The 22800-nt window shown below is 69.6% G+C and carries 22 protein-coding genes and 1 tRNA gene; 10 read left to right on the forward strand and 13 right to left on the reverse strand.

Going from position 1 to position 22800, the window contains the following annotated elements; translation table 11 throughout:
* Positions 1-44: 44 nt before the first annotated feature.
* Complete coding sequence (locus ACZ7IB_RS31155) at positions 45-692, reverse strand: class I SAM-dependent methyltransferase (protein ID WP_470917109.1); 648 nt, start codon at positions 690-692, stop codon at positions 45-47.
* Between the two features lie 342 nt (positions 693-1034).
* Positions 1035-1106: transfer RNA gene (locus ACZ7IB_RS31160), tRNA-Cys, on the reverse strand.
* A gap of 186 nt (positions 1107-1292) precedes the next feature.
* On the opposite strand from ACZ7IB_RS31160, the gene ACZ7IB_RS31165 reads away from it, so the two are divergent.
* The 4 genes from ACZ7IB_RS31165 to ACZ7IB_RS31180 all read left to right on the forward strand — a co-directional run bounded on the left by ACZ7IB_RS31165 (position 1293) and on the right by ACZ7IB_RS31180 (position 5313).
* Entirely contained in the window at positions 1293-2768 is a 1476-nt protein-coding gene (locus ACZ7IB_RS31165) for an MFS transporter (RefSeq protein WP_470917110.1), read from the forward strand.
* A 33-nt stretch (positions 2769-2801) separates the two neighbouring features.
* Positions 2802-2999 (forward strand): Arc family DNA-binding protein, encoded by a 198-nt coding sequence (locus ACZ7IB_RS31170; protein ID WP_114249050.1) that lies wholly within the window; start codon positions 2802-2804, stop codon positions 2997-2999.
* Positions 2999-3367, forward strand: a complete 369-nt coding sequence (locus ACZ7IB_RS31175) for a type II toxin-antitoxin system death-on-curing family toxin (protein WP_470917111.1) — start codon at positions 2999-3001, stop codon at positions 3365-3367. Before ACZ7IB_RS31170 ends, ACZ7IB_RS31175 begins: the two co-directional genes overlap by 1 nt.
* A 164-nt stretch (positions 3368-3531) precedes the next feature.
* On the forward strand, positions 3532-5313 hold the full coding sequence (locus tag ACZ7IB_RS31180) for a DEAD/DEAH box helicase (protein ID WP_470917112.1): 1782 nt from the start codon (positions 3532-3534) through the stop codon (positions 5311-5313).
* 98 nt (positions 5314-5411) lie between these two features.
* Here the strand turns inward: ACZ7IB_RS31180 and ACZ7IB_RS31185 are convergent, their stop codons facing one another.
* Complete coding sequence (locus tag ACZ7IB_RS31185; RefSeq protein ID WP_470917113.1) at positions 5412-5981, reverse strand: hypothetical protein; 570 nt, start codon at positions 5979-5981, stop codon at positions 5412-5414.
* Between the two features lie 312 nt (positions 5982-6293).
* On the opposite strand from ACZ7IB_RS31185, the gene ACZ7IB_RS31190 reads away from it, so the two are divergent.
* From ACZ7IB_RS31190 to ACZ7IB_RS31205, 4 genes are all read left to right on the forward strand, one after another.
* Entirely contained in the window at positions 6294-7910 is a 1617-nt protein-coding gene (locus ACZ7IB_RS31190) for a WxL domain-containing protein (protein ID WP_470917114.1), read from the forward strand.
* Positions 7911-8079: 169 nt separating this feature from the next.
* Entirely contained in the window at positions 8080-10050 is a 1971-nt protein-coding gene (locus tag ACZ7IB_RS31195) for a hypothetical protein (RefSeq protein ID WP_470917115.1), read from the forward strand.
* A 337-nt stretch (positions 10051-10387) separates the two neighbouring features.
* Entirely contained in the window at positions 10388-11029 is a 642-nt protein-coding gene (locus ACZ7IB_RS31200) for an IclR family transcriptional regulator (RefSeq protein WP_124723277.1), read from the forward strand.
* Positions 11030-11194: 165 nt separating this feature from the next.
* Positions 11195-11983: a S16 family serine protease gene (locus ACZ7IB_RS31205; RefSeq protein ID WP_470917116.1), complete on the forward strand. Its 789-nt coding sequence runs from the start codon at positions 11195-11197 to the stop codon at positions 11981-11983.
* Here ACZ7IB_RS31205 and ACZ7IB_RS31210 read toward each other — a convergent pair.
* The 8 genes from ACZ7IB_RS31210 to ACZ7IB_RS31245 all read right to left on the reverse strand — a co-directional run bounded on the left by ACZ7IB_RS31210 (position 11913) and on the right by ACZ7IB_RS31245 (position 18543).
* Positions 11913-13283: an MFS transporter gene (locus ACZ7IB_RS31210; RefSeq protein WP_470917117.1), complete on the reverse strand. Its 1371-nt coding sequence runs from the start codon at positions 13281-13283 to the stop codon at positions 11913-11915. The genes ACZ7IB_RS31205 and ACZ7IB_RS31210 overlap by 71 nt on opposite strands.
* On the reverse strand, positions 13280-13477 hold the full coding sequence (locus ACZ7IB_RS31215) for a hypothetical protein (protein ID WP_470917118.1): 198 nt from the start codon (positions 13475-13477) through the stop codon (positions 13280-13282). The genes ACZ7IB_RS31210 and ACZ7IB_RS31215 overlap by 4 nt, the downstream gene beginning before the upstream one ends.
* A gap of 45 nt (positions 13478-13522) precedes the next feature.
* Entirely contained in the window at positions 13523-14137 is a 615-nt protein-coding gene (locus tag ACZ7IB_RS31220; protein ID WP_470917119.1) for a helix-turn-helix domain-containing protein, read from the reverse strand.
* 97 nt (positions 14138-14234) lie between these two features.
* The gene (locus ACZ7IB_RS31225; protein ID WP_470917130.1) at positions 14235-15200 is read right to left on the reverse strand and encodes a glycine betaine ABC transporter substrate-binding protein; all 966 of its coding nucleotides are present in this window, start codon (positions 15198-15200) and stop codon (positions 14235-14237) included.
* 16 nt (positions 15201-15216) lie between these two features.
* A complete protein-coding gene (locus tag ACZ7IB_RS31230) occupies positions 15217-16011 on the reverse strand; it encodes an ABC transporter permease (protein WP_470917132.1) in 795 nt (264 codons plus the stop codon).
* Positions 16012-16112: 101 nt separating this feature from the next.
* Complete coding sequence (locus tag ACZ7IB_RS31235) at positions 16113-17312, reverse strand: ABC transporter ATP-binding protein (protein ID WP_470917134.1); 1200 nt, start codon at positions 17310-17312, stop codon at positions 16113-16115.
* A 94-nt stretch (positions 17313-17406) separates the two neighbouring features.
* Positions 17407-18054, reverse strand: a complete 648-nt coding sequence (locus ACZ7IB_RS31240) for an ABC transporter permease (protein WP_327274963.1) — start codon at positions 18052-18054, stop codon at positions 17407-17409.
* A 15-nt stretch (positions 18055-18069) separates the two neighbouring features.
* The gene (locus ACZ7IB_RS31245; protein ID WP_266361209.1) at positions 18070-18543 is read right to left on the reverse strand and encodes an Lrp/AsnC family transcriptional regulator; all 474 of its coding nucleotides are present in this window, start codon (positions 18541-18543) and stop codon (positions 18070-18072) included.
* Positions 18544-18677: 134 nt separating this feature from the next.
* Between ACZ7IB_RS31245 and hppD the strand changes: the two genes are divergently transcribed.
* Positions 18678-19823, forward strand: a complete 1146-nt coding sequence (gene hppD / locus ACZ7IB_RS31250; RefSeq protein ID WP_470917120.1) for a 4-hydroxyphenylpyruvate dioxygenase — start codon at positions 18678-18680, stop codon at positions 19821-19823.
* Positions 19824-19900: 77 nt separating this feature from the next.
* The gene (locus ACZ7IB_RS31255) at positions 19901-20089 is read left to right on the forward strand and encodes a hypothetical protein (RefSeq protein ID WP_470917121.1); all 189 of its coding nucleotides are present in this window, start codon (positions 19901-19903) and stop codon (positions 20087-20089) included.
* 137 nt (positions 20090-20226) lie between these two features.
* Here the strand turns inward: ACZ7IB_RS31255 and ACZ7IB_RS31260 are convergent, their stop codons facing one another.
* Positions 20227-21828 (reverse strand): tetratricopeptide repeat protein, encoded by a 1602-nt coding sequence (locus tag ACZ7IB_RS31260; RefSeq protein WP_470917122.1) that lies wholly within the window; start codon positions 21826-21828, stop codon positions 20227-20229.
* 132 nt (positions 21829-21960) lie between these two features.
* Positions 21961-22800: RNA-guided endonuclease InsQ/TnpB family protein (locus ACZ7IB_RS31265; protein WP_470917123.1), on the reverse strand; the 840-nt coding region annotated here is incomplete at its 5' end.

The following is a 22800-nucleotide window of genomic DNA, read 5'->3' on the forward strand; positions in this document are numbered from 1 at the left end:
CGCTGGGTGATGGGGTTCGGTGTGTTCGGTCAGGTAGCTCCTGCCTAGGCTTTGCGGGCGAGCAGTTGAATCTCCTGGAACTGCCGTCGGTCGGTGGGCTGAGGCTCGCGAACCATCCGTGCTACCTCGGCCAACCCGGACTCGCGCAGCATCGCGGCGAGGTGATCAGGCGACCACCGATAGGCCGGCGCGACTGTGTGATCGAAGACCTGCGTCGGGTGAGACGGATCATCGCTTGCCGAAAAGCCGACCAGAAGGTGGCCGCCAGGTGCCAGCACGCGATGGAACTCCGCCAAGATGGCGGGGAGGTCTTGCGGCGGAGTGTGGATGATGGACCAACGGGAGAGTGCGCCGCCCAGCATGCCGTCAGCGATGTTCAACGCGGCCATCGAGCCCACGTCGAACCGCAGGCCCGGATAAGCCTGTCGAGCCAACTCGATCATCGCAGGAGAGGTATCGACGCCAAATGCCGCCAGCCCCAATTCGCCCAGATACGCGGTGATATGGCCAGGTCCACACCCCAGGTCCGCGACCTGACCGTCCCCACTCGCACTTACGGCCTCGGCGAAGGCACCCAAGATCGCGCGGTCCAAAGGCCTGTCCCGCAACTCGTCGCGGAACAGCTGCGCATAGGTGGGGGCAGCAGCGTCGTAAGCCTCGCGGGTGGCACTGAGGGCATCGTGTTCGACCATGCTCGCGACAGTAGTTCCTGGCGCTGAGGCGAGCCGACAGAATCACGATCTTCCCTCCCGCCCGTTCGCCAGGGCTATCGCTGGTGCTCTGACCGGGATGGTTCACCGGGTTGCCGCTCGGGGTGACGGCAATGTGCCGAAGGCTGAGGGGTGGCAAAACCGGTTGCGAGCAGCGATACGACGCGAGCTTTCACCGGTGGCAGGGCCAGGGCGCCGGCGAGGGCGCGCAGCGCGGGCCGGGTTCACGGCGGAGGACGCTGTCCGGGACACCGTGGCGCGCGCCCTGGACCCGGGAAAGCCGCCCGCCCCGGAACTTCCCCGGGGCGGGCGGCTTCGTCTGCGAGGCCGTGACCGGATTCGAACCGGTGTAACTCGAGTTGCAGTCGAGCCCCTGAACCACTCGGGCACACGGCCGTGCGTTCCTTGCTGTGATTCGACCGTAGGGGCGGGTGACCCGGCCACTCAAGAGAACGGGGCGGGCCGCAATGCGACTGCCATACCGCGTTCACGATCGGCTCCGCGGTCCTACGACCAACGTACGAGCGGCGGACCGTCTCGCGACAGGGGCCACATGAGATCTTGCCCCTTACTCTTGGGCTCATGAGTGCCCTGGAACCACGAGACGCCGGTACCGATGCCGGCACCGCCGTCGAAGCGGCGATACCGGTCCCGCCCGCCGAATCCGAAGGGGTGCTCGGGCGGACCTATCGGGCGCTGAGCATCGGCATCGTCTCCGTCGTGTTCCTGATCGCCTTCGAGGCGACGGCCGTGGGGACCGCGATGCCGGTCGCCGCCCGTGAGCTGCACGGCATCCCGCTCTACGCGTTCGCGTTCTCCGCGTATTTCACCACCAGCCTGTTCGCCATGGTCCTCTCCGGGCAGTGGGCGGACCGGCGCGGGCCGCTGGGGCCGCTGGCCACCGGGATCAGTGCGTTCGGGGCCGGGCTGCTGCTGTCGGGCACGGCGGGCAGCATGTGGATGTTCATCGCCGGGCGGGCCGTCCAGGGGCTCGGCGGCGGGCTGGTGATCGTGGCGTTGTACGTGGTGATCAGCCGGGCCTACCCGGAGCGTCTGCGGCCGTCGATCATGGCCGCGTTCGCCGCGAGCTGGGTGATCCCGTCCGTCGTCGGGCCGCTCGCCGCCGGGAGTGTGACCGAGCACCTGGGGTGGCGGTGGGTCTTCATCGGCATCCCCGCCCTCGTGGTGTTCCCGCTGGCGCTCGCGCTGCCCGCGATCCGGCGCCGGGCCTCGGGGCCGGCCGATCCCGCGGCACCCGTCGAGCCGTACGACCGGCGCCGCATCCGTCTTGCGCTCGGGATCTCGCTGGCGGCGGGGCTGCTCCAGTACGCCGGGCAGGAGCGGAACTGGTTTGCGCTGCTGCCGGCCGTCGCGGGGGTTGCCCTGCTCGTCCCCGCCGTGCGCGGGCTGCTGCCCCCGGGCACGGGCCGGGCGGCGCGCGGGCTGCCCTCGGTGGTGCTGCTGCGCGGGGTGGCGGCCGGGTCGTTCATCGCCGCCGAGTCGTTCGTACCGCTGATGCTGGTGACCCAGCGCGGGCTGAGCCCGACGATGGCCGGGCTCTCGCTCGCGGCCGGGGGCGGGACCTGGGCGCTCGGTTCGTACGTACAGTCCAGGCCGCGCCTCGAGCCGTACCGGGAGCGCCTGATGGTGGGCGGCATGGTGCTGGTCGCCGCGGCGATCGCGGCCGCGCCGTCCGTGCTGATCGACTGGGTGCCGGTCTGGACCGTGGCCGTGGTGTGGGCCTTCGGGTGCTTCGGCATGGGCGTGGTGATCGCATCGACGAGCGTGCTGCTGCTGAAGCTGTCGGCGCCGGAGGAGGCGGGGGCGAACTCGGCCGCCCTCCAGATCTCCGACGGGCTGTCGAACGTCCTGCTGCTGGCCGCGGGTGGAGCCGCCTTCGCCGCGCTCGGCGGCGGTGCGGTGGGGGCCGTGCACGGGGCGGCGGAGGCGGGCGCCTCCGGGTCTCATCCGGGGGCGTTCGCGGTGGTCTTCCTGCCGATGGCGGGGGTGGCGCTGGTGGGGGCGTGGGTGGCGGCGCGGGTGCGGACAAGGCCTTAGGTGTCGCGTGGTACCGCGCGGTACCATCCGTGCATGGCTGGTCTGAATCTGCGGTTCACCGAGGAAGAGCTGGACGCATTGCGCGCGCGTGCCGAGTCGGAAGGGCGGAGTATGCAGTCGTTCGCCCACGACGCGGTGATCACCGCCATAAACGAACACTCGCGCCTCTTCAACGAGGCAGCGGACCACGTGCTGAAGGTGAGTGAGGAGCTAAACCGGAGGCTCGCCTGATGAAGTACCTGACACTTCCCGAGCTGCTCAGCCTTGCCGAGCGCCTCGGGGCCGCCGAGGTGCGCGACTACGGGCTGCTCGATTCGGCACTCGCCCGCCCGCAGGCGAGCGTGTTCGGCCAGGACGCCTATCCGGACGTGTGGCAGAAGGCCGCAGCGCTCATGGAGTCCCTGGCGCGCAATCATGCGCTCGTCGACGGAAACAAGCGCATCGCCTGGTATGCCACCTGGGTCTTCCTGCACATCAATGGGCATCGCCTGAGCGCGGACTTCGATGTCGATGAGGCCGAGAAGTTCGTGCTGGACGTGTGCCAGGGGACCCTCGACATGCCCAGGATCGCGGAACGGCTCCCCGGGTTCGCCGTGTAGCGCGCCTCTGTGAAGACGGTCTCAGCGGGGCCGAACCACCGCTCGTTCATACGGGGTTCCGGCCGGCCCCCCGGTAGGGTGGCCCGGTTGTCGTATCGCGTACGAGTCCGTCCCGGCCCGTACGGGCAGCGCCCCACGTACCCGAGAGACCCGAACCGGAGACCGTGACTACTACCGCCTCCCACCACCTCTCACCCGCCTTTCCCGGCCGCGCCCCCTGGGGCACGGCCGGCAAGCTGCGAGCCTGGCAGCAGGGCGCCATGGAGAAGTACATCCAGGAGCAGCCGCGCGACTTCCTCGCGGTCGCCACCCCCGGCGCGGGGAAGACCACCTTCGCGCTGACCCTCGCGTCATGGCTGTTGCACCACCACGTGGTGCAGCAGGTCACCGTCGTCGCGCCGACCGAGCACCTGAAGAAGCAGTGGGCCGAGGCCGCGGCCCGGGTAGGGATCAAGCTCGACCCCGAGTACAGCGCGGGCCCCGTGAGCAAGGAGTACCACGGGGTCGCTGTCACCTACGCGGGTGTCGGCGTCCGGCCGATGCTGCACCGCAACCGGTGCGAGCAGCGCAAGACCCTCGTGATCCTCGACGAGATCCACCACGCCGGTGACTCGAAGTCCTGGGGCGAGGCCTGCCAGGAGGCGTTCGACCCGGCCACCCGGCGGCTCGCGCTCACCGGTACGCCGTTCCGGTCCGACACCAACCCGATCCCCTTCGTGGTGTACGAGGAGGGGAACGACGGCATCCGGCGCTCCTCGGCCGACTACACCTACGGCTACGGGAACGCGCTCGCCGACGGCGTCGTCCGGCCCGTGATCTTCCTCAGCTACAGCGGCAACATGCGCTGGCGCACCAAGGCCGGAGACGAGATCGCCGCGCGGCTCGGCGAGCCGATGACCAAGGACGCCATCGGGCAGGCCTGGCGTACCGCCCTGTCGCCCACCGGGGACTGGATCCCCAATGTGCTGAGTGCCGCCGACAAGCGGCTGACCGAGGTACGCAAGGGCATTCCGGATGCCGGTGGGCTCGTCATCGCCACCGATCAGGAGTCGGCGCGCGAGTACGCCAAGATCCTCAAGAGGGTCACGGGCGAGAAGGCCACCGTGGTCCTCTCCGACGAGAAGGCCGCGTCGAAGAAGATCGACAAGTTCAGCGAGGACGAATCGCGCTGGATGGTCGCGGTCCGCATGGTGTCCGAGGGCGTCGACGTGCCGCGCCTCGCCGTGGGCGTGTACGCCACCACCATCTCCACGCCGCTCTTCTTCGCGCAGGCCGTCGGCCGTTTTGTGCGCTCACGCAGGCGCGGCGAGACCGCTTCCGTCTTCGTACCGACCATTCCGATGCTCCTCGACTTCGCCAACGAGATGGAGGTCGAGCGGGACCACGTCCTCGACAAGCCCAAGAAGGGCAGCGACGAGGAGAACCCGTTCGCGGAGGAGGACAAGCTCCTCGCCGACGCCGAGAAGCTGGAGGACGAGGAGACCGAGGAGCAGCTGCCCTTCGAGGCTCTCGAATCCGACGCGGTCTTCGACCGGGTGCTGTACGACGGTGCCGAATTCGGCATGCAGGCGCACCCCGGGAGCGAGGAGGAGCAGGACTACCTGGGGATTCCGGGGCTCCTGGAACCCGATCAGGTGCAGTTGCTGCTCCAGAAGCGGCAGACCCGGCAGATCGCGCACAGCCGCCAGAAGCCGGCCGGGGAGGCCGACCTGCTGGAGAAGCCGGCCGAGGCGCGGCCCGTGGTCACGCACAAGCAGCTGCTGGGGCTGCGCAAGCAGCTCAACACGATGGTGTCGGCGTACACGCACCAGAGCGGCAAGCCGCATGGTGTGATCCACACCGAGCTGCGCCGGGTGTGCGGCGGGCCGCCGAGTGCGGAGGCCACGGCCGGGCAGATTCAGCAGCGGATCCAGAAGGTCCAGGAGTGGGCCACGCGTATGACGTGAGGACGCTCTCGTGAAGTGCCGGCCCGGAGCGGGGACAGCGGTCCTCGCTCCGGGCCGGCGTCGTTCGTGCGGATCGGGTGCGGCTGCCTGACGAATGGCTACCAGAGGAACGCCGCGGACTGGTTGGCCGTGGCCACGCACAAGACCGTGGCCGACGTCGGGGACGAGGCCACGATCTGCAGTGACCAGTTGGTGGCGCTCGGGGGAGTGGCCAGCACCACGGAATCGGTGCGGTCACCCGCCGCCAGGGTGCCGGAGGTGAGCTTCAGCGGCCCCAGGGTGATCGGGTTGGGGCCGGTCATGCCGGGGTTGGTCTTCCCGGAGAACTGCACCTGACTGGTGACGCCGCCCGAGGTCTTGGTGAGCTTGAGCGTCGTCGTGATGCTGTTCGGGTCGGCACTGGTGCCGATCGGCATGGTGATCGCGGTGGAGTTGATCTTGATGGTCTTGGACGTGCCCGAGTCGGCGGCGGTCAGGGTGGCGAGACCACTGCCCCAGGCCCCGCAGTCGTAAGTGACCGTCGCGGTGAGCGGGGTCACCGCCTGGGCCGTCGGGGCCAGGGCGAGGGCGCCGGCCACGGAACAGGCCGCGGTCAGCACGAGCGGGACGTGGACGCGTCTTCGGTTCGACGGCCGCACTCTCGACGGCCGTACAGAAGTGATCGACATGACGGGAGGAACTCCTTTCGGTTGAATTCCGCGGATTCGAAGAAATCGCGGAATGCGATCTTCTTGCGGATCTGCGTGCCGGGCCCGGCATATCGGATGCAGTGAAACTGTGACCTTCGGAGATGTCAAGAGATGTCAACAGGTGCGTGAAAAGTGCTTGTAGAAATGCTTTTTGGGCATTTCAGATAACGATCATTCTCCGGATAAGGATCAGTCAATTCTCTCTTGACTTCTCTGCGTGCGACCTCCTCAATGTGCGCAAATCAATGGACCATGGAGGGGTGTCTGGTGATCCGACGACGAAGATCCGGTGTGACAGGGTTGCTCGCTGCCTGTTTCGTACTGTCACTGAGCTGCGTCGGGGCCACCGCCCAGGCAGCCGGGCCGGCCGGGCGACAGGCCGCCGGTGCGGTCACCCCGACCGTCCACTGCACCCTGCCCGCCGGTCAGGGTGAGGCGACCGGCCCGCAGGGGATGACCGTCGAGCTGTCACCCGCGGTCGTCGCTCCGGGCGGCAAGGTGCACGCCAAGGTCACGCTGGGCCCGTCCCCCGCCACCAGTCAACTCGCGCTGGACGATGTGCCGACCATCCCCAGCCTCGACCTCGCCATGTCCGGCGGGGCCACTGGCACCGTCACTGTGCGGGGCGCCGAGTTCACGATGGACATCCCGGCCGGGAAGCCCATCGAACTCCCGCCGTACGAGGGCGACTTCCTGGTCCCCGCGGACGCCTCCGGCGAGATCTCCTTCGCCCCGGTCCGTACGCTGACGCAGACCAAGGTGCTCGGTTCGGTCTTCGAGACGCCCTGTGACGTGGTCGACGGGGGCGGCTCCATCGGCACCGTCACGGCGGAGGGCACCGGCTCCGAGCCCGCCGTCCTGGCCGCCCCCGCCGATCCCGTACGTCCCAACACCCCGGTGAAGCTGGGGGGTTCGGGCTGGACGCCGGGCGGCGCGCCCGTGCCTTCGCTCTGCGCGAAGGGCGGTGGCGGCTGCGATCCGCTGAAGTTCAAGAGCCACACCCTCACCATCGACAGTTACGGAACGCTGCACGGCACGGCCACCCTCGCGGAGGCCGGGGCGGTGCCGGACGGCGCGTACGAGGTGAAGGTCAACGACGGCACGAAGGAAGCCACCGCTCCCCTCACCGTCAAGGCCGTCGCGGCCGGCGACCGCGAGATCTCGCTCTCGCGGAGCAGTGGACCCGTCGGCAGTGTGATCACGGTCAGCGGAAAGAACTACAACCCGGACCGCTGGATCAATGTCATCGGCCTCGACGCGACGGGCACCGGGCTCGACGACAGCGCGGTCTACGTCAAGAGCGGCTCGGACGGCACCTTCACCGTCGAGTTCACCGTGATCTCCGATGCCGTCGTCGCCGTCCAGGCCGACGAGGGCAACGACCCCGCCACCGTACGGACCACCCCGTTCACCGTCACCACGGACGGGGGAGGGGGCGGCGGCAGCGCCGACCAGAAGCTGAACACCTCGGTCCGGGCCGGGACGCTGTCCATGGTCCAGGACGGCGACACCGTCGACTTCGGTACGACGGTCCTGGGCACCGGCAGCGGTGTCCAGCGCTCCCGGCTCAACCGGGTCGAGGTGGAGGACGCCCGCGGCGTCAACAGCGGCTGGTCCCTGACCGCCACGCTCACCGGCTTCACCAGCGCCGACGGGAACACCATCCCGGCGGGCGCCGTCCGGTGGACGCCCAAGTGCGCGGCGCAGAACGGGAGCCTGGGCGTGCCGGTGGCCGGATCGCCCGCCGCGCTCGGGAGTGAGGCGGCGAGCCTGTGCCGGATGAATCCGGACGGCTCCCGCCCGTTCACCGGCGGCCGGTTCGACGCCGACGCCGCTCTCGTACTGACGGTGCCCGGAACCACCCGGCCCGGAGATTACAGCGCAACCCTGACGCTCACCCTTCTCTGAGAGCCGCCAGGGACAGGAAGGAAGCCACATACCCGGAGACGCCCGCCTGCTCCGTTTCGCAAGGGAGCAGGCGGGCGTCGCCCATGTCGAATTCGGAGATTTCCCGTAGTCACGGAGGAGCCGCATGTCCTTGCTGCCGAGATCGAGAAGAACGGAAAGAACGGGTGCGGTGTTACGCCGCGCCGTCGCCCTCACCACCGGGGCCGTGCTGGCCTGGACCGGCACAACCATCGCACTCGCCCCCGTCGCCCACGCCGGCACGGTCACCCCGACCGTCCACTGCACCCTGCCCGCCGGACAGGGCGAGGCCACCGGGCCGCAGCAGATGAGCGTCGACCTCTCACCGGCCGTCGTCGACCCGGGCGGCAAGGTCCACGCCAAGGTCACCCTCGGCCCGTCCCCCGCCACCAGCGGACTCAGCCTGAGCGATGTGCCCACCACCCCCAGCATCGACTTCGCCATGTCGGGCGGCGCGACCGGCACGGTCACCGTCACCGGACCACAGATCAACCTCGACATCCCGTCCGGGAAGCCGATCGAGATCCCGCCGTACGAAGGGGACTTCATCATCCCCGCCAGTGCGAAGGGGCCGATCTCCTTCACCCCGGTACGCAATCTGACGCGTACGAAGGTGCTCGGCTCCACCTACGAGACCCCGTGCGACGTGGTCAGCGGCGGCGGCTCCATCGGCACCGTCACCGCCGAGGGCACCGCGGGCCTGCCCGCCACCCTGACCGCGCCCACCACCGCCGTCCGGCCGTCCACCGCGGTCGCCCTGACGGGCAGCCTGTGGACCGCCGGTGCCACCCCCGTGCCCTCTCTGTGCGCGGCGGACGGCGGTGGCTGCGACATCGGCAAGTTCGTCTCCAGCACCCTCGCCATCAGCAGCTCGGGGGAGCTGACCGGAAGTGCGGTGCTCGCCGCCGCCGGCACCGTGGCCGACGGCTCGTACCTGGTGAAGGTCGGTGACGGTACGAAGGAGGCGACCGCGCCCCTGACCGTCAAGGCCTATGTCCCCGGCGGGCCACGGGCCATCGCGCTCTCCCGCGCCGGTGCACCGCTCGGCAGCGTCGTCAAGGTGACCGGCAGTAACTACTTCCAGGACCGGTGGATCAACACCGTCGGCCTGGACGCGAGCGGGGCGACGCTCGACGACACCGCCGTCTATGTGAAGAGCACCCCCGACGGCACGTTCAGCGCCGACTTCACCGTTTCCGACCCGGCCACAGCCGCGATCCAGGTCGACGAGGGCAACGACCCGGCCACCGTACTGACCACCCCGTTCACCGTGACCGACGCGTCCGCGACGCTCTCCGCGGGCGCTGCGAAGGTCAAACCCGGCGGAACGATCGCCCTCTCCGGCGGCGACTGGCCGACCGGTACCGCGCCCGTCGCCGCGCTCTGCGCCGCCGACGGCAGCGCCTGCGACAGCGCACGGATCAGCGGCTCCACCCTCCGGATCAACGCCGACGGAACGCTCGCCGGTACGGTCACCGTGGCCGGATCCACCCCGCGCGCCGTGTACGCGCTCCAGGTCACCGCGGGAGGAGCGCAGGCCCTCACCCCGCTGACCGTCGCCCCGGCCTTTGTCGTCCTCAGCCCGTCGGCAGGTCCGAAGGGCACCGCCGTCACCGTCCTCGGACAGGGGTTCGCGAAGGTCGCCACCGTATCCGTCGTCGGGCTGCGGGCCGACGGATCGCAGACGTCCGACCCGGTGAGGACGAAGGTGGTCGGGCTGGACGGGGCGTTCTCGCAGACCTTCACGGTCAACGCCACCGACACCGTCGCGATCCGGGTCCGGGAGGTCCTCGTCAACCCGCGCACCGAGACGGCGGCGTTCACCGTCCAGGACGGGACCGTCCCCGCCGGACCGTCCTTCGCGCTCTCGCCGTCCGAGGGGCCCCTCGGTACGGTGGTCCAGGTGACCGGCCGGGGCTTCGCCCCCGTCGCCACGGTCTCGGTGACCGGCCGCACCGCGGACGGGAAGCAGACCTCGGACTCGTACGTCACCCGAGTCATCGGACTCGACGGCACCTTCGCCCTCAACTTCGCCGTCCGCGACCCGGCGACGAGGGCGATCAGAGCCTGCGAGGTGCTCGTGAACGGAAAAATTGCACAACAGTCGTTCACGGTGAGTTAACGACCGTTCACGTCTGGTATGCGGAGCGTCGCCGAGGCGTCGGCCGACCTGGACGCGCGTAGACGTCCAGGCTTCGGCCGGCGCCGCGCTGACCGGCGCTTAAGCTTCTTCACCGTAACTCCACTTCCGCTGACGCCCGGATTCTGGACGAGGTCTTCCGCTGAGCGGACTGGCTCGCTACTGTCCCAAAAAATGCACGCCCCGTGGCAGCGCCGCCGCGGAGCGCAGCCGGTTGCCTTGGCCAGGCCGGCGGCCTCTCCGTGCGTCGCCGCTGGGACCGGTGGCACACATTCCGTGAGAACCAGCCGCCGCCGCTCACCAAAGAGGAGAGGGCGTCGTGACCGCGGAGACCTCCCAGACGCTCGACCGGGGACTACGGGTCCTCAAGCTGCTCGCCGACACCGACCACGGCCTGACCGTCACCGAGTTGTCCAACAAACTCGGCGTCAACCGAACCGTGGTCTACCGCCTGCTGGCCACCCTGGAACAACACGCCCTGGTACGCCGCGATCTGGGTGGCCGGGCCAGGGTGGGCCTCGGCGTGCTGCGCCTGGGCCGCCAGGTGCATCCGCTCGTGCGGGAAGCCGCGCTGCCCGCTCTGCGGTCCCTCGCCGAGGACATCGGGGCCACCGCCCATCTCACGCTGGTCGACGGCAGCGACGCGCTGGCGGTCGCGGTCGTCGAGCCGACCTGGACCGACTACCACGTGGCCTACCGGGCCGGCTTCCGTCACCCGCTGGACCGGGGTGCCGCGGGCCGGGCGATCCTCGCCGCCCGCCAGAAGCCGGTGGGTGAGACCGCCTTCACCCTCACCCACGGCGAACTGGAAGCCGGGGCGAGCGGGGCGGCGGCCGCGCTGGTGGGGGTGACGGGGGTCGAGGGGAGCGTGGGCGTGGTGATGCTCGCGGACTCCGTACCCGAACGCGTCGGCCCCCGGGTCGTGGACGCGGCCCGCGAGGTGGCGGACGCGCTGAGGTAGGCAATCTGTGGCGGCCGGGCGGACAGATCCAGCCCGTCCGGCGATTGAGGACAAAGCGGCAAGCCGGGCGGCCCCGGCCTCTCGCGGAGCGCGGGCGGCCGGAGCAGGACGGGTACGCCCCACCACCCGGTCCGCGCACCCCGCCCCGGCGGTTAGATTGGGCGGGTGCTCACTCGTCTCTCGCGCCCCCGCACCCTCGTCCTGTGCGCCCTGCCCGTCCTCGCTCTGTTCGGCGTGGCCGCCTTCGCGCCGCTGCCGTTCACGCTGGCGCAGCCCGGCACGACCGCGAACGTGCTCGGGGACGATCACGGCACTCCCGTGATCAGCATCAAGGGCGCGCCCACCCGCCCCACCAAGGGCGAGCTGCGGATGACGACGATCGTCGCGACCGGGCCCAATGTCGATGTCGGCATCGGTGATGTGGTCGACAGCTGGTTCCGTACGGACCGGGCGGTTCTGCCCCGCAACTCCGTCTACCCGACCGGCGGCTCCGAGAAGGAGATCGAGAAGCACAACCTCGAGGACATGAGGAAGTCGCAGAACTCCGCCGTCGACGCGGCCCTGAACTACCTCGGCAAGCCCAAGGACTCGGTCGACGTCACCCTGCACCTCGCCGATGTCGGAGGCCCCAGCGCGGGCCTGTTCTTCGCGCTCGGCATCGTCGACAAGCTCGACGGCGACGGCTCCGGCGGCGATCTCACCGGTGGCCGCACCATCGCGGGCACCGGAACGATCCAGGCGAACGGCACGGTCGGCGCGGTCGGCGGAGTGTCGCTCAAGACTCAGGCCGCGCACCGCGACGGTGCGACCGTCTTCCTTGTCCCGAAGGCCGAGTGCCGGGAGGCGGGCGCCGAGCTTCCCAAGGGGCTCCGGCTGATCCCGGTCACGACCCTGAAGAGCGCGGTGTCCTCGCTTCAGGCGCTGGAGCAGGGGCGCACGGTCCCGAGCTGCTGACCTCGGCGGCCGGTGACGGTACGGAGGCCTCCGCCGCCGTGCCCGCGGACCCGGACTCGGATCCGGCCGCGTCCATCGTGCGCCACACCGGGAACACCAACGGGCTCAGCGTCGCCAGCAGGTACACCGTGCCCATCGCCAGCAGCGCACCTCTCGCGCCTGCGCTCTCCACCAGCAGGCCGGCCGCGAGACCGCCCACCGGCATGGCCAGTTCGCCGCCCGCCGTGAGCACCCCGGAGACCCGGCTGCGCAGCTCGTCGGGCACGCTCCCGTAGATCACCGTCGTCAGGATCGGGTTCAGCACCCCGCCCGCGATGCCGCTCAGCGCCATGGTCACGGCGAGCGGCAGCGTCGTCCCGGTCAGCGCCGCGACCGCATACCTGGGCGCGCCGCACAGCACCACGCACACCGTGAGGACGGCCCGCCGCGAGAAACGGTGCCCGAACGCCCCGTACAGCAGCGCCCCGGTCAGCCCGCCCGCGCCGAACAGTGCGGTGAGCAGCCCGATGTCCCTGGCCCCGCCCAGTTCGGCGGAGGCGTGCACCGGCAGCAGGACGGCGTTCCAGCCCTGATCGGTGCCGTTCATGAAGAGGACCATCACCACGACGGCCAGCAACAGCCGGTTGCTCAGCAAGTAGGTGTAACCCTCGCGCAGTTCGGCGCGGTACGCCCGCAGCGAGACGGGCGCCGCGGCCTTGCGGGGCTCGGCCGCGCGTACCCCCCGCACCCCGGCCGCGATCAGCAGCGCGGACGTCAGGAACGTCGCGGCATCCAGCAGCAGTACGGTCTCCGCGCCGACCAGTGCGATCAGTACGCCGGCCAGCGCCGCCCCGACCATCCGGGCGCCGCGCGAGACGGCGTCGAAGAAGCTGGCGGCGCGGGCGAGGGTGATGCCGGCGTGCTCGGCGAGATCCGGCACGAGGACGTAGCGGGCCGTGTTGCCCGGGGTGTGCAGGAGTCCGCTGACCGCCATCAGCGCGCACAGCATCCAGAACGCCAGGGCGTCCGCGTAGTGCAGCAGCGGGATGGCGGCGACGGCGACGCCGCACACCAGGTCGGAGGCGACGGAGACCCGGCGGCGTCCGATCCGGTCGATGACAGGTCCGCCGATCAGTGCGGAGACGACGATCGGCAGAGTCGCGCAGAAGGCGACGACGCCGGCCCGTCCAGCGCTGCCCGTGGTCTCCAGGACGAACCACGGGACACCGATGAGGGTGAGTGAAGTACCGGCCGTGGATATGGAGTTGGCGGACAGTACGGCGATGAGCGGGATGCGGTTCCGGTCCCCCCGGCCGTTCATGCCGTACCGGGTGCGACGGAGGGGCGCCCGGGGTGGCGGGACAGGATGTGCAGTCCCAACTCGACGGCAAACCAGCCCAGTCGGGTGCGCAGCCCGGTGCGCGACGCAGTCGGCGCAAGGTGGAACTCCGTTGCCCGCTGTCGTAGTTCGGCGGCGCGTTGATGGTGCATCAGTAAATGCGTGTCGGGGTGCATGGCGGTGTCCTTCCGGTCGGAGGGGCTCGTTGCCCGGCGGGTTCGTTATTCGGCAGGGCGGGGGAAGAAGTGCACATGGCTGCGGACGGTGGCCGAGCCCTCGGTACCCTCCGGGACCCGGTCCCGGTAGCTCTCGATGAGGTCGTGGATCTTCCCGATCAGCTCCGAGGAGAGATCGGGGGTGAGGCGCACCTTGAAATCGCTGACGTCCCAGCCGCGCCGCCACTCCTCGGGCCATTCGTGCATCGTGCCGAGCCAGGTGTTCAGTTCCTGGGCGTGCGAGGTGGCGATCTCGTGGAGTACGACACCGACGGCGCCGCGCACCTCGGGATCCGGGTGGCCCATGAACCTGCCGCTGTCGAAGGCGGTGCCCATGTGGACGGCCCGCCACCAGCGTTCGCGGCCCTTGCCGCGTTCCGGGTCGTCCTCCACGAAGCCGTACGCCGCCAGTTGCCTGAGGTGGTAGCTGGTGGCGCCGCTGGACTCGCCCAGCCGGTCCGCGAGGCCGGAGGCGGTGGCGGGGCCGAACTCCCGCAGCGCGCTCAGCAGTCGCAGTCGCAGGGGATGGGCGAGCCCGCGCAGGGTGCGGGCATTGACCATGTGGACGTTCTGATCGTCGGCGAAAAAGGGGCTGTCGCCGCCGTCCTCTGTTGCGGGCATGGCTCAACGATAGAGTTGCAAAGCTCTCTTTGCAACGCGTTCTTTGCAACTACTTCTTTGCGTTCTGCCCCGGAGCGCCGCTGGAGGCCGCGGTGGTTCACCCCTTCTTGATGAACCCCTCCTGGATCAGCCAGTCCTTCGCCACCTCGTGCGGGTCCTGCCCGTCGACATCCACCTTCGCGTTGAGCACCTGGGCGACCTCCGTCGTCAGCTTCCTGCTGACCGGGTCGAGCAGCCCCGCGATCTGCGGGTACTTCTCGAAGGTCTTGGTGTGGATGACGGGCGCCGCGTTGTAGTTGGGGAAGAAGTGCTTGTCGTCCACGAGCACATCGAGGTCCATGGCCTTGATCCGGCCGTCCGTGGTGAACACCTCGCCCAGCAGGCAGGAGTTGGACTTCGAGACCTGGGTGTAGATGATCCCGGCGTCCATCTTCTTGATGTTGGCGGCCGGGAGCGACATCCCGTACGCCTTCTCCATGCCCGGCAGCCCGTCGTCGCGCGAGGCGAACTCGTTCTCCACGCAGATCGTCACCGCCGACGGGTTCTTCCTCGCCAGCGCGGCGACATCGGAGAGCGTCCTCAGGTGGTACTTCGCGTTGTTCTTCCTGCTGATGGCGAGCGCGTAGGTGTTGTTGAGGGTGGACGGCGTCAGCCAGGTCACCCCGTTCTTCCGGTCCTCGTCGCGGACCGCCTTCCATTGCTGCAACGGGTCGGCGATCGGCTTCGCATGGCCGAGATAGGTGATCCAGCCGGTGCCCGTGTACTCGTACATCGCATCCGCGCCGCCTTTGATGATCGCCTCGCGCGCACTGATCGAACCGGGCAGGTTCGTCCGGTCCAGGACCTCCGCGCCGGCGGCCTTGAAGACCAGGCCGATCATCTGGCCGAGGATGATGTTCTCGCTGAAGTTCTTCGAGGTCACGGTCAGCGCAGCACCGTCCAGCGGCTTCCCCTGACCCACGGAGCCCGGCACCACGTCGTCCACCATCGGCGAGCCGCTCTTCAGACCGCACCCGGAGAGCGTCAGCGTCAGGGCGAGGGCCCCCACGAGTCCGGCACGCATCTGCCGCGGGCTCATCTCACCCCACCTCCAGTCCGTGCGGTGTCAACGCCACCTCGACCAGCGAGGCCAGCCAGTCCACCAGCAGCGCCAGCACCACCGTCAGTACGGAACCGAGCACCAGCACCGGCATCCGCTGGGTCTGGATGCCCGAGGTGATCAGGTCCCCGAGGCCGCCGCCGCCGACGAAGGTGGCCAGGGTCGCCGTACCGACGTTGAGCACCAGCGCCGTCCGTACACCGGCCAGGATCAGCGGGACGGCGAGCGGCAGTTCGACCTTGGTGAGCGTCCCCATCGCCGACATGCCGATGCCGCGCGAGGCCTCGACCAGGCTCGGTTCGATCGCCTTGAGACCGGCCACCGTGTTGGAGAACACCGGCAGCACCGCGTAGATCACCATGCCGATGATCGCCGTCGACGGGCCGATGCCCAGCCAGATGACCAGGAGAGCCAGCAGACCGATCGCGGGGGTCGCCTGCCCGATGTTGGCGACGGCCGTGACCACCGGGGCGCCCTTGCGCAGCCGGCGGCGGGTCAGTGCGATCCCCAGCGGGATGGCGATGACCAGAACCCAGAACGTCGAGATCGCGGTCAGTTTCACATGCTGCCACCAGCGAAGCTGCACATTGCCGCCGGTGAGCGAATTCCTCGCGATCGAGTCGAGGTGGGTGTTGGTGATCCACAGATAGGTGATGGCCAGGACGATCGCGAGCGCGGCCGGCAGCAGTACCAGCTTGCGCCAGGTGATCCGGCGCCGCGGCCCCGCCGGTGGCGGTGGGGGTTCCTCCTCCTCGTCGTGGAAGGCATGGCCCATGACGTCGTGTTCGCCGGGCGGGCGGTCCTTGTCGGACGCGGGCGCCGGGCGCAGGGAGCGCGGAGGCCGCGCCGATTCGGGATTCCGCGGGAAGTTGGGATTCATGCGCCCGCACCGCCCTCCAGCTCCTGTTCGGTCCGGGGGGCGCGCATTTCCTCCAGGTCGTGCTGGTGCTCGATGGCGGCGAGCCGGTCGGCCTCCAGTAGTTCCTGGACGGAGTTCATCAGGGTGTGCATGTCGACGACCCCGATGAACTCGCCGCGCCGCCCGGTCACCGCGGCCCGTCCGCCGCTGTCGGTCAGCACCGCCTCCAGGGCGTCGTGCAGCGTCGCGTCCCGCGTCACCGTGTCATGGACCAACTGCCCGGCACGCGCCAGCGAACCCCGCGCCCGCATCAGGTCGCCGCGCCGCAGCCACTTGTACGGGCGGTTCCTGCGGTCCAGCATCAGGAGCTCGTTGTGCGGGCCGCTGCGCAGCTTGTTGAAGATCGACTGGAGCGGGTCGTCGACCGTGACCGTCGGGAACTGGACCATCTCCACATCCCGTACGCGGGTGAGGTTGAGCCGCTTCAGCGCGGCCCCGGCACCGACGAAACCCGAGACGAAGTCGTCCGTCGGGTTGGTCAGGATCGCCTCCGGGGTGTCGAACTGCGCGATGTGCGAACGCTCCCGCAGTACCGCGATCCGGTCACCCAGCTTGATCGCCTCGTCGAAGTCGTGGGTGACGAAGACGATCGTCTTGTGCAGCTCGTGCTGGAGCCGGATCAGCTCGTCCTGCAGGTGGTCGCGGGTGATCGGGTCGACCGCGCCGAACGGCTCGTCCATCAGCAGCACCGGTGGATCGGCCGCCAGGGCCCGCGCCACGCCCACCCGCTGCTGCTGTCCGCCGGAGAGCGCACGCGGGTAGCGCCCGTGGAACTCCCGGGGGTCGAGGCCGACCAGATCGAGCATCTCCTCGACCCGGTCCTTCACCTTCGACTTCGACCAGCCGACCATCCTCGGTACGAGGGCGATGTTCTCGGCGACCGTCATGTGCGGGAAGAGCCCGGACGACTGGATCGCGTAACCGATCTTGCGGCGCAGCTTCACCGGATCGATGTCGGTGACGTCCTCGTCGTCGATCCTGATCCGCCCGGACGTCGGCTCGATCAGCCGGTTGATCATCTTCAGGGTGGTGGACTTCCCGCAGCCGGACGGGCCGACGAAGATCACCGTTTCACCGGCCTTGATGTCCATCGTGACGTTGTCCACCGCCGGGCTCGGATTGCCCGGATAGCGCTTGGTCAGGTTGTCCAGATGGATGGTGGCGCCGGAAGTGGTCTTCGTCGTCCCGGCACTGTCGGCGGCCGTGCTCCCGTTGGCGGCATCGGAGCCGGCGTTCCCGGCACCGGCGGTCTCAGACACGGATCCCCCTGGGAATGGTGAGCCGCCCGAGCAGTACGTACGCGGCGTCGAAGAGCAGGGCGAGGATGACGATGCCGAGCGTGCCTGCGAGCACCTGATTGAGCGCGTTGGCGCTGCCCAGCGAGGCGATGCCGCGGAAGATCTCATTGCCCAGGCCGGGGCCCGACGCATAAGCGGCGATGGCGGCGATGCCCATCAGCATCTGTGTGGAGACCCTGATGCCGGTGAGGATCGGCGGCCAGGCGAGCGGCAGCTCCACCCGGCACAGCCGGGCCGGCCGCGACATCCCGATGCCCTTCGCCGCGTCGACGAGCGACGGATCGACGCCGCGCAGCCCCACGATCGAGTTACGGACGATGGGCAGCAGCCCGTACAGCGTCAGAGTGATCACCGTGGGCGCGACCCCGAGCCCGACCAGCGGGATGAGCAGACCGATCGCGGCGAGGGAGGGGATGGTGAGGATCGTCGCCGTCGACGTGATGGCCAGCGACCCCGCCCATCCGCTGCGATAGGTGACGACCCCGATCAGGACACCCAGCACGGTGGCGATGACCATGCACTGGAATACGGCACTGACGTGCTGATACGCGTCGGTGAGCAGCTGTTGATGCCGGTTGCCCAGGTACTCCCAGAAGCTCACACGCCACTCCTCGGCTCAGTCGTTGTCCCCTGCGGCCTGCTCGACGAGCGGGATGACGCGCAGCGGAACCGGGTTCTCCATGACGATGGCCGTGGAGGCCCGGACGATGCCATCAAAACCGACAACCCGGTCGATCACCCGTTGAAGATCGGCGTTGGAACGCGCGACGAGACGGCAGAGCATGTCGCCGTGCCCGGTGGTGGTGTGCAGCTCCAGCACTTCCGGGACACCGGCCAAGTGGGCCCGTACATCGGCGCCTTGGCCCTGTTTGATCTCCAGCGTCGCGAACGCGGTGACGGGGTAGCCGAGCGCCGCCGGATCGACGGTCGGGCCGAATCCGCGGATGACTCCATTCGACTGAAGCCGGTCCAGGCGCGCCTGTACCGTGCCGCGCGCCACGCCGAGCCGGCGCGATGCCTCCAGGACGCCGATACGGGGCTCGCGGGCCAGCAGGACGATGAGCCGCCCGTCCAGATGATCGATCGCCATGGTGCGCCTCCGGGGGGTCGCTGTGGTGGTCATCATGTACAGATAGCCCGGCCATCATCGCTATCGGCTATGCAGATTGCCCAGCGGATTCGCGAACTGTTGCGCACCTTGCGAAGCGGCGAGAGCCTTCGAGCATGACTGAGACTCTGCACACCACCCCCGACACAGCCCGGCAGGCCGACCCCTTCCCGGTCAAGGGAATGGACGCGGTCGTCTTCGCCGTCGGCAATGCCAAGCAGGCCGCCCACTACTACTCGACGGCCTTCGGCATGAAGCTGGTCGCCTACTCCGGACCGGAGAACGGCAGCCGCGAGACGGCGAGTTACGTCCTGACCAATGGCTCCGCCCGTTTCGTCTTCACCTCCGTCATCAAGGCGTCCACCGAACACGGCCGCTTCCTCGCCGACCATGTCGCCGAGCACGGCGACGGCGTCGTCGACCTGGCCATCGAGGTCCCGGACGCCCGCGCGGCCTATGCGTACGCGGTCGAGCACGGCGCCCTCGGCCTCGCCGAGCCGCACGAGGTCAAGGATGAGCACGGCACGGTCGTGCTGGCAGCCATCGCCACGTACGGCAAGACCCGCCACACCCTCGTCGAGCGCACCGGTTACGACGGCCCGTACCTGCCCGGGTACGTCGCCGCGGCCCCCATCGTCGAGCCGCCGGCCAAGCGGACTTTCCAGGCCATCGACCACTGCGTCGGCAATGTGGAACTCGGCCGGATGAACGAGTGGGTCGGCTTCTACAACAAGGTCATGGGCTTCACCAACATGAAGGAGTTCGTGGGCGACGACATCGCCACCGAGTACTCCGCCCTCATGTCGAAGGTCGTCGCCGACGGCACCCTGAAGGTGAAGTTCCCGATCAACGAACCGGCGATCGCCAAGAAGAAGTCCCAGATCGATGAGTACCTGGAGTTCTACGGCGGCGCGGGCGTCCAGCACATCGCGCTCGCCACGAACGACATCGTCGCCTCGGTGCGCGCGATGCGGGCGGCCGGTGTCCAGTTCCTGGACACCCCCGACTCGTACTACGACACCCTCGGCGAGTGGGCGGGCGAGACCCGCGTCCCCGTGGAGACCTTGCGCGAGCTGAAGATCCTCGTCGACCGCGACGAGGACGGCTATCTGCTGCAGATCTTCACCAAGCCGGTCCAGGACCGCCCGACCGTCTTCTTCGAGATGATCGAGCGCCATGGCTCGATGGGCTTCGGCAAGGGCAACTTCAAGGCGCTGTTCGAGGCGATCGAGCGCGAGCAGGAGAAGCGCGGCAACCTCTGAGCTCTCAGCGCGTGAAGGCGGGGCCTCCGGCGAACCCGGGGCCCCGCCTCATGTGTTGGCCCTGCCCGGAGGGCACGATGTCGTTGACGGACGCTCACCCCCGAGACCTCACCGCGACCGCGAACGGCCGGTCCGTGAGCCTCACCGCCGGCCCGAACCACACGGTCATCGGCGTCGTCACCCCCAACCCGATCGTCGGCCTCAAGCCGAGCGGCACCTACACCACGCCGAACTGCTCGCACAGGGCTACGACCCCCTCCAGATGACCGGGGTCAAGGCCCACGCCGCCCTGCGCCGATAAACGGTTCGGGGCAGCGACGGAAGTCGCCGGACGACCCGCGACGTGCGGGCCGTCCGGCGACCGGACCGACGCGGGACCCGGGCGAAATACCGCCCGCCCCCGTCAGCGACTGCTCAGCACATGCGAGGCCGGGGCCTTGGCGGGCGCCTGCTGCTGCCGCGCCGGCGCGGCGGGCCGCGGCTTCGCCGCCGGCTCGGGTGCCCGGGCGGACTCCATGCCCTGCGGGACGTCAGCCGGAGGGCCGCCCAGGGCGTCCAGGGCCTTCTGGGCCGCCGGGCCTTCCAGCGGCGAGAAGTGCGGGTTGATGAGCAGCGCCTCCGCCAGATTGCGGCGTGCCGGACCGTAGTCCTTCAGCGCCTGCTGGATCGCGCCCAGGTGGGCCGTGTACGAGGCGTTCCGCCCATCCGTGCCGACCGCCTGCGTCGCGTACTGCAGCGCGGAGGACGAGTCGCCGGAGCGGTGCAGCGCCCAGCCCAGCGCGTCCGCCACCGCCGCGCTGCGGTGCGACCGGTCCCACTCCGCCTTCAGCAGCTTCACCGCCGCGGCCGGGTCCCCGTGATCGGTCTCGAAACGGCCGCGCAGCAGCGCGTTGTCCACGCCCTCGCCGTCGTCACGCGCGAGAGCCTCGCCGAGCTGTGCGTACTGGCTCCGGGCATCTTCGTCCCGGCCCAGCGACTCGTACAACTCCCCCAGCTCCAGCATGTATTCGGGCCGGGGGAGGTTGGTCAGCGCCTCCTTGTAGTCGCGCTCGGCCTCGTCCGTACGGCCGAGCGCCACCAGCGCCCCGGCCCGGCCCGCGAGCGACGGATGGGCACGGTCGGTCCACAGCGCCGCGCTGTACTGCGCCACCGCCTTGTCGGGCTCGCCCCGCTCCCAGGCCAGTTCGCCCAGCAGATACAGGCATTCCGCCTTCTGCGCCGGTGTGGTGGCCCGGTCCGCCGCGGCCTGCGCGTCGGCCTGCGCGTCCTCGCGCCGGCCGAGGTCCCGGTACTTCTGCGCCGTCCGGATGAGAGCCGGGGCGCCGGAGTGCAGCGCCGTGAACTTCTCCACCGCCGTGTTCGCGGACTTGTAGTCACCGAGGCCGTTGTACGCGTCGATCAGGGCCGGATACACGTTCCACTGTTTCGGCTGCCGCGCCCGTACCGTCTCGCCCCACTTCTTCGCCGTGACGAAGTCGTGCCGGGCATTGGCGAGCGACGCGAGCCCCACCCAGGCCGCCGTGTTCCCGTTCTCACCCGGCTGGATGCCCAGCGAACGCTTCAGCGCCTGCTCGGCCCGGCCGTAGTACGCCGCGTCCGCGGAACGCTGCCCCCACTCCACATAGGCCGCACCGAGCAACGCCCACGACGGCGCGTCGGACGGATGCGTGCCCACCCACTGCTGCCGGTCCCCGATCAGCGCCGTCAGATCGGAGAGCGAGGCGGGGGAGCCCATGTCCCTGGCCTTCAGGGCCCGCGAAACCGGACCGGGCGCGGGCGGTGGCGCGGACTTCTTCTCGTCCTCCGGCACGGCCACCACCGCACCCGTCACCAGTACCGCACCCGCCACCGCACCCATGGCCGCCCTGCGCAGCGTCGTACGCAGCGAAAGGGGCGGCAGCTCGGCCGGGGCCGGGTCCGGCGGTGCGGGGCCGGTTCCGGGGGGTTCAAGGGGAGGCTCGGTCGAATCGGGGGACTCCGGGCGCTGCTGCGGCGTGACATCCATGCCGATCACTCTGCGTCAGTACGAAGAGCACACCGCGTCTTGCGGAGGCTGCGGCAGACGGGTTCACACCAATGGGCCCCGAGTGCCACGCTTGGATCTTGACTTCCTCCCCCTCGTGAACGAGGGGGATTCCTACGGCTCGCGCCGTGGGGGTTTCTGCTTCATCGCCGACTGCCCGCCCGGAGAACTCCGTTGAGGTCTTACACCAGCTCCACAGACTGTCACCGCCAGCCCGGCGGCCAAAAGGTTCTTCGCTGCGTTCACGTCCCGGTCGTGGGTCGTTCCGCAGTCGCACGTCCAGGTACGGACGTGCAGCGGCATCTTCTCGGCGAGGGTGCCGCAGGCGGAGCACAGCTTGGACGAGGGGAACCATCGGTCGACGGCGATCACCTCGCGCCCGTACCAGGCGGCCTTGTACTCCAGCATGGAGCGGAACTCGCTCCAGCTCGCGTCCGAGATGGCTCGGGCGAGCGTGTGGTTCTTGACCATGTTGCGCACGGTCAGGTCCTCGATCACGAGCGTTTGGTTTTCACGCACGAGCCGAGTGGTCAGCTTGTGAAGCAGGTCACGGCGACGGTCGGCGATCCTCGCGTGGATCTCGGCGACCCTGCGCCGGGCCTTGGCCCGGTTGGCGCCCTCGCCCCTGGCCTTGCGGGACAGTTTCCGCTGGGCTTTGGCGAGTCGGTCGCGGTCCCGGCGTTCGTGCCGGGGGTTGGCGATCTTCTCCCCGGTGGAGAGGGTCAGCAGGTGGTCCAGGCCGACATCGATTCCGACCGCGCCGTCGGTGGCGGGGAGGGGCTGGACGGACGGGTCGTCACACAGCAACGAGACGAACCAGCGTCCCGCCGCGTCCTGGGAAACGGTCACCGTGGACGGCCTCGCCCCCTCGGGGAGCGGCCGGGACCACACGATGTCCAGCGGTTCGGTCATCTTCGCCAGGGTCAGCTCCCCGTCACGGAAGCGGAACCCGCT

The sequence above is a fragment of the Streptomyces sp. NPDC037301 genome (assembly GCF_055602785.1).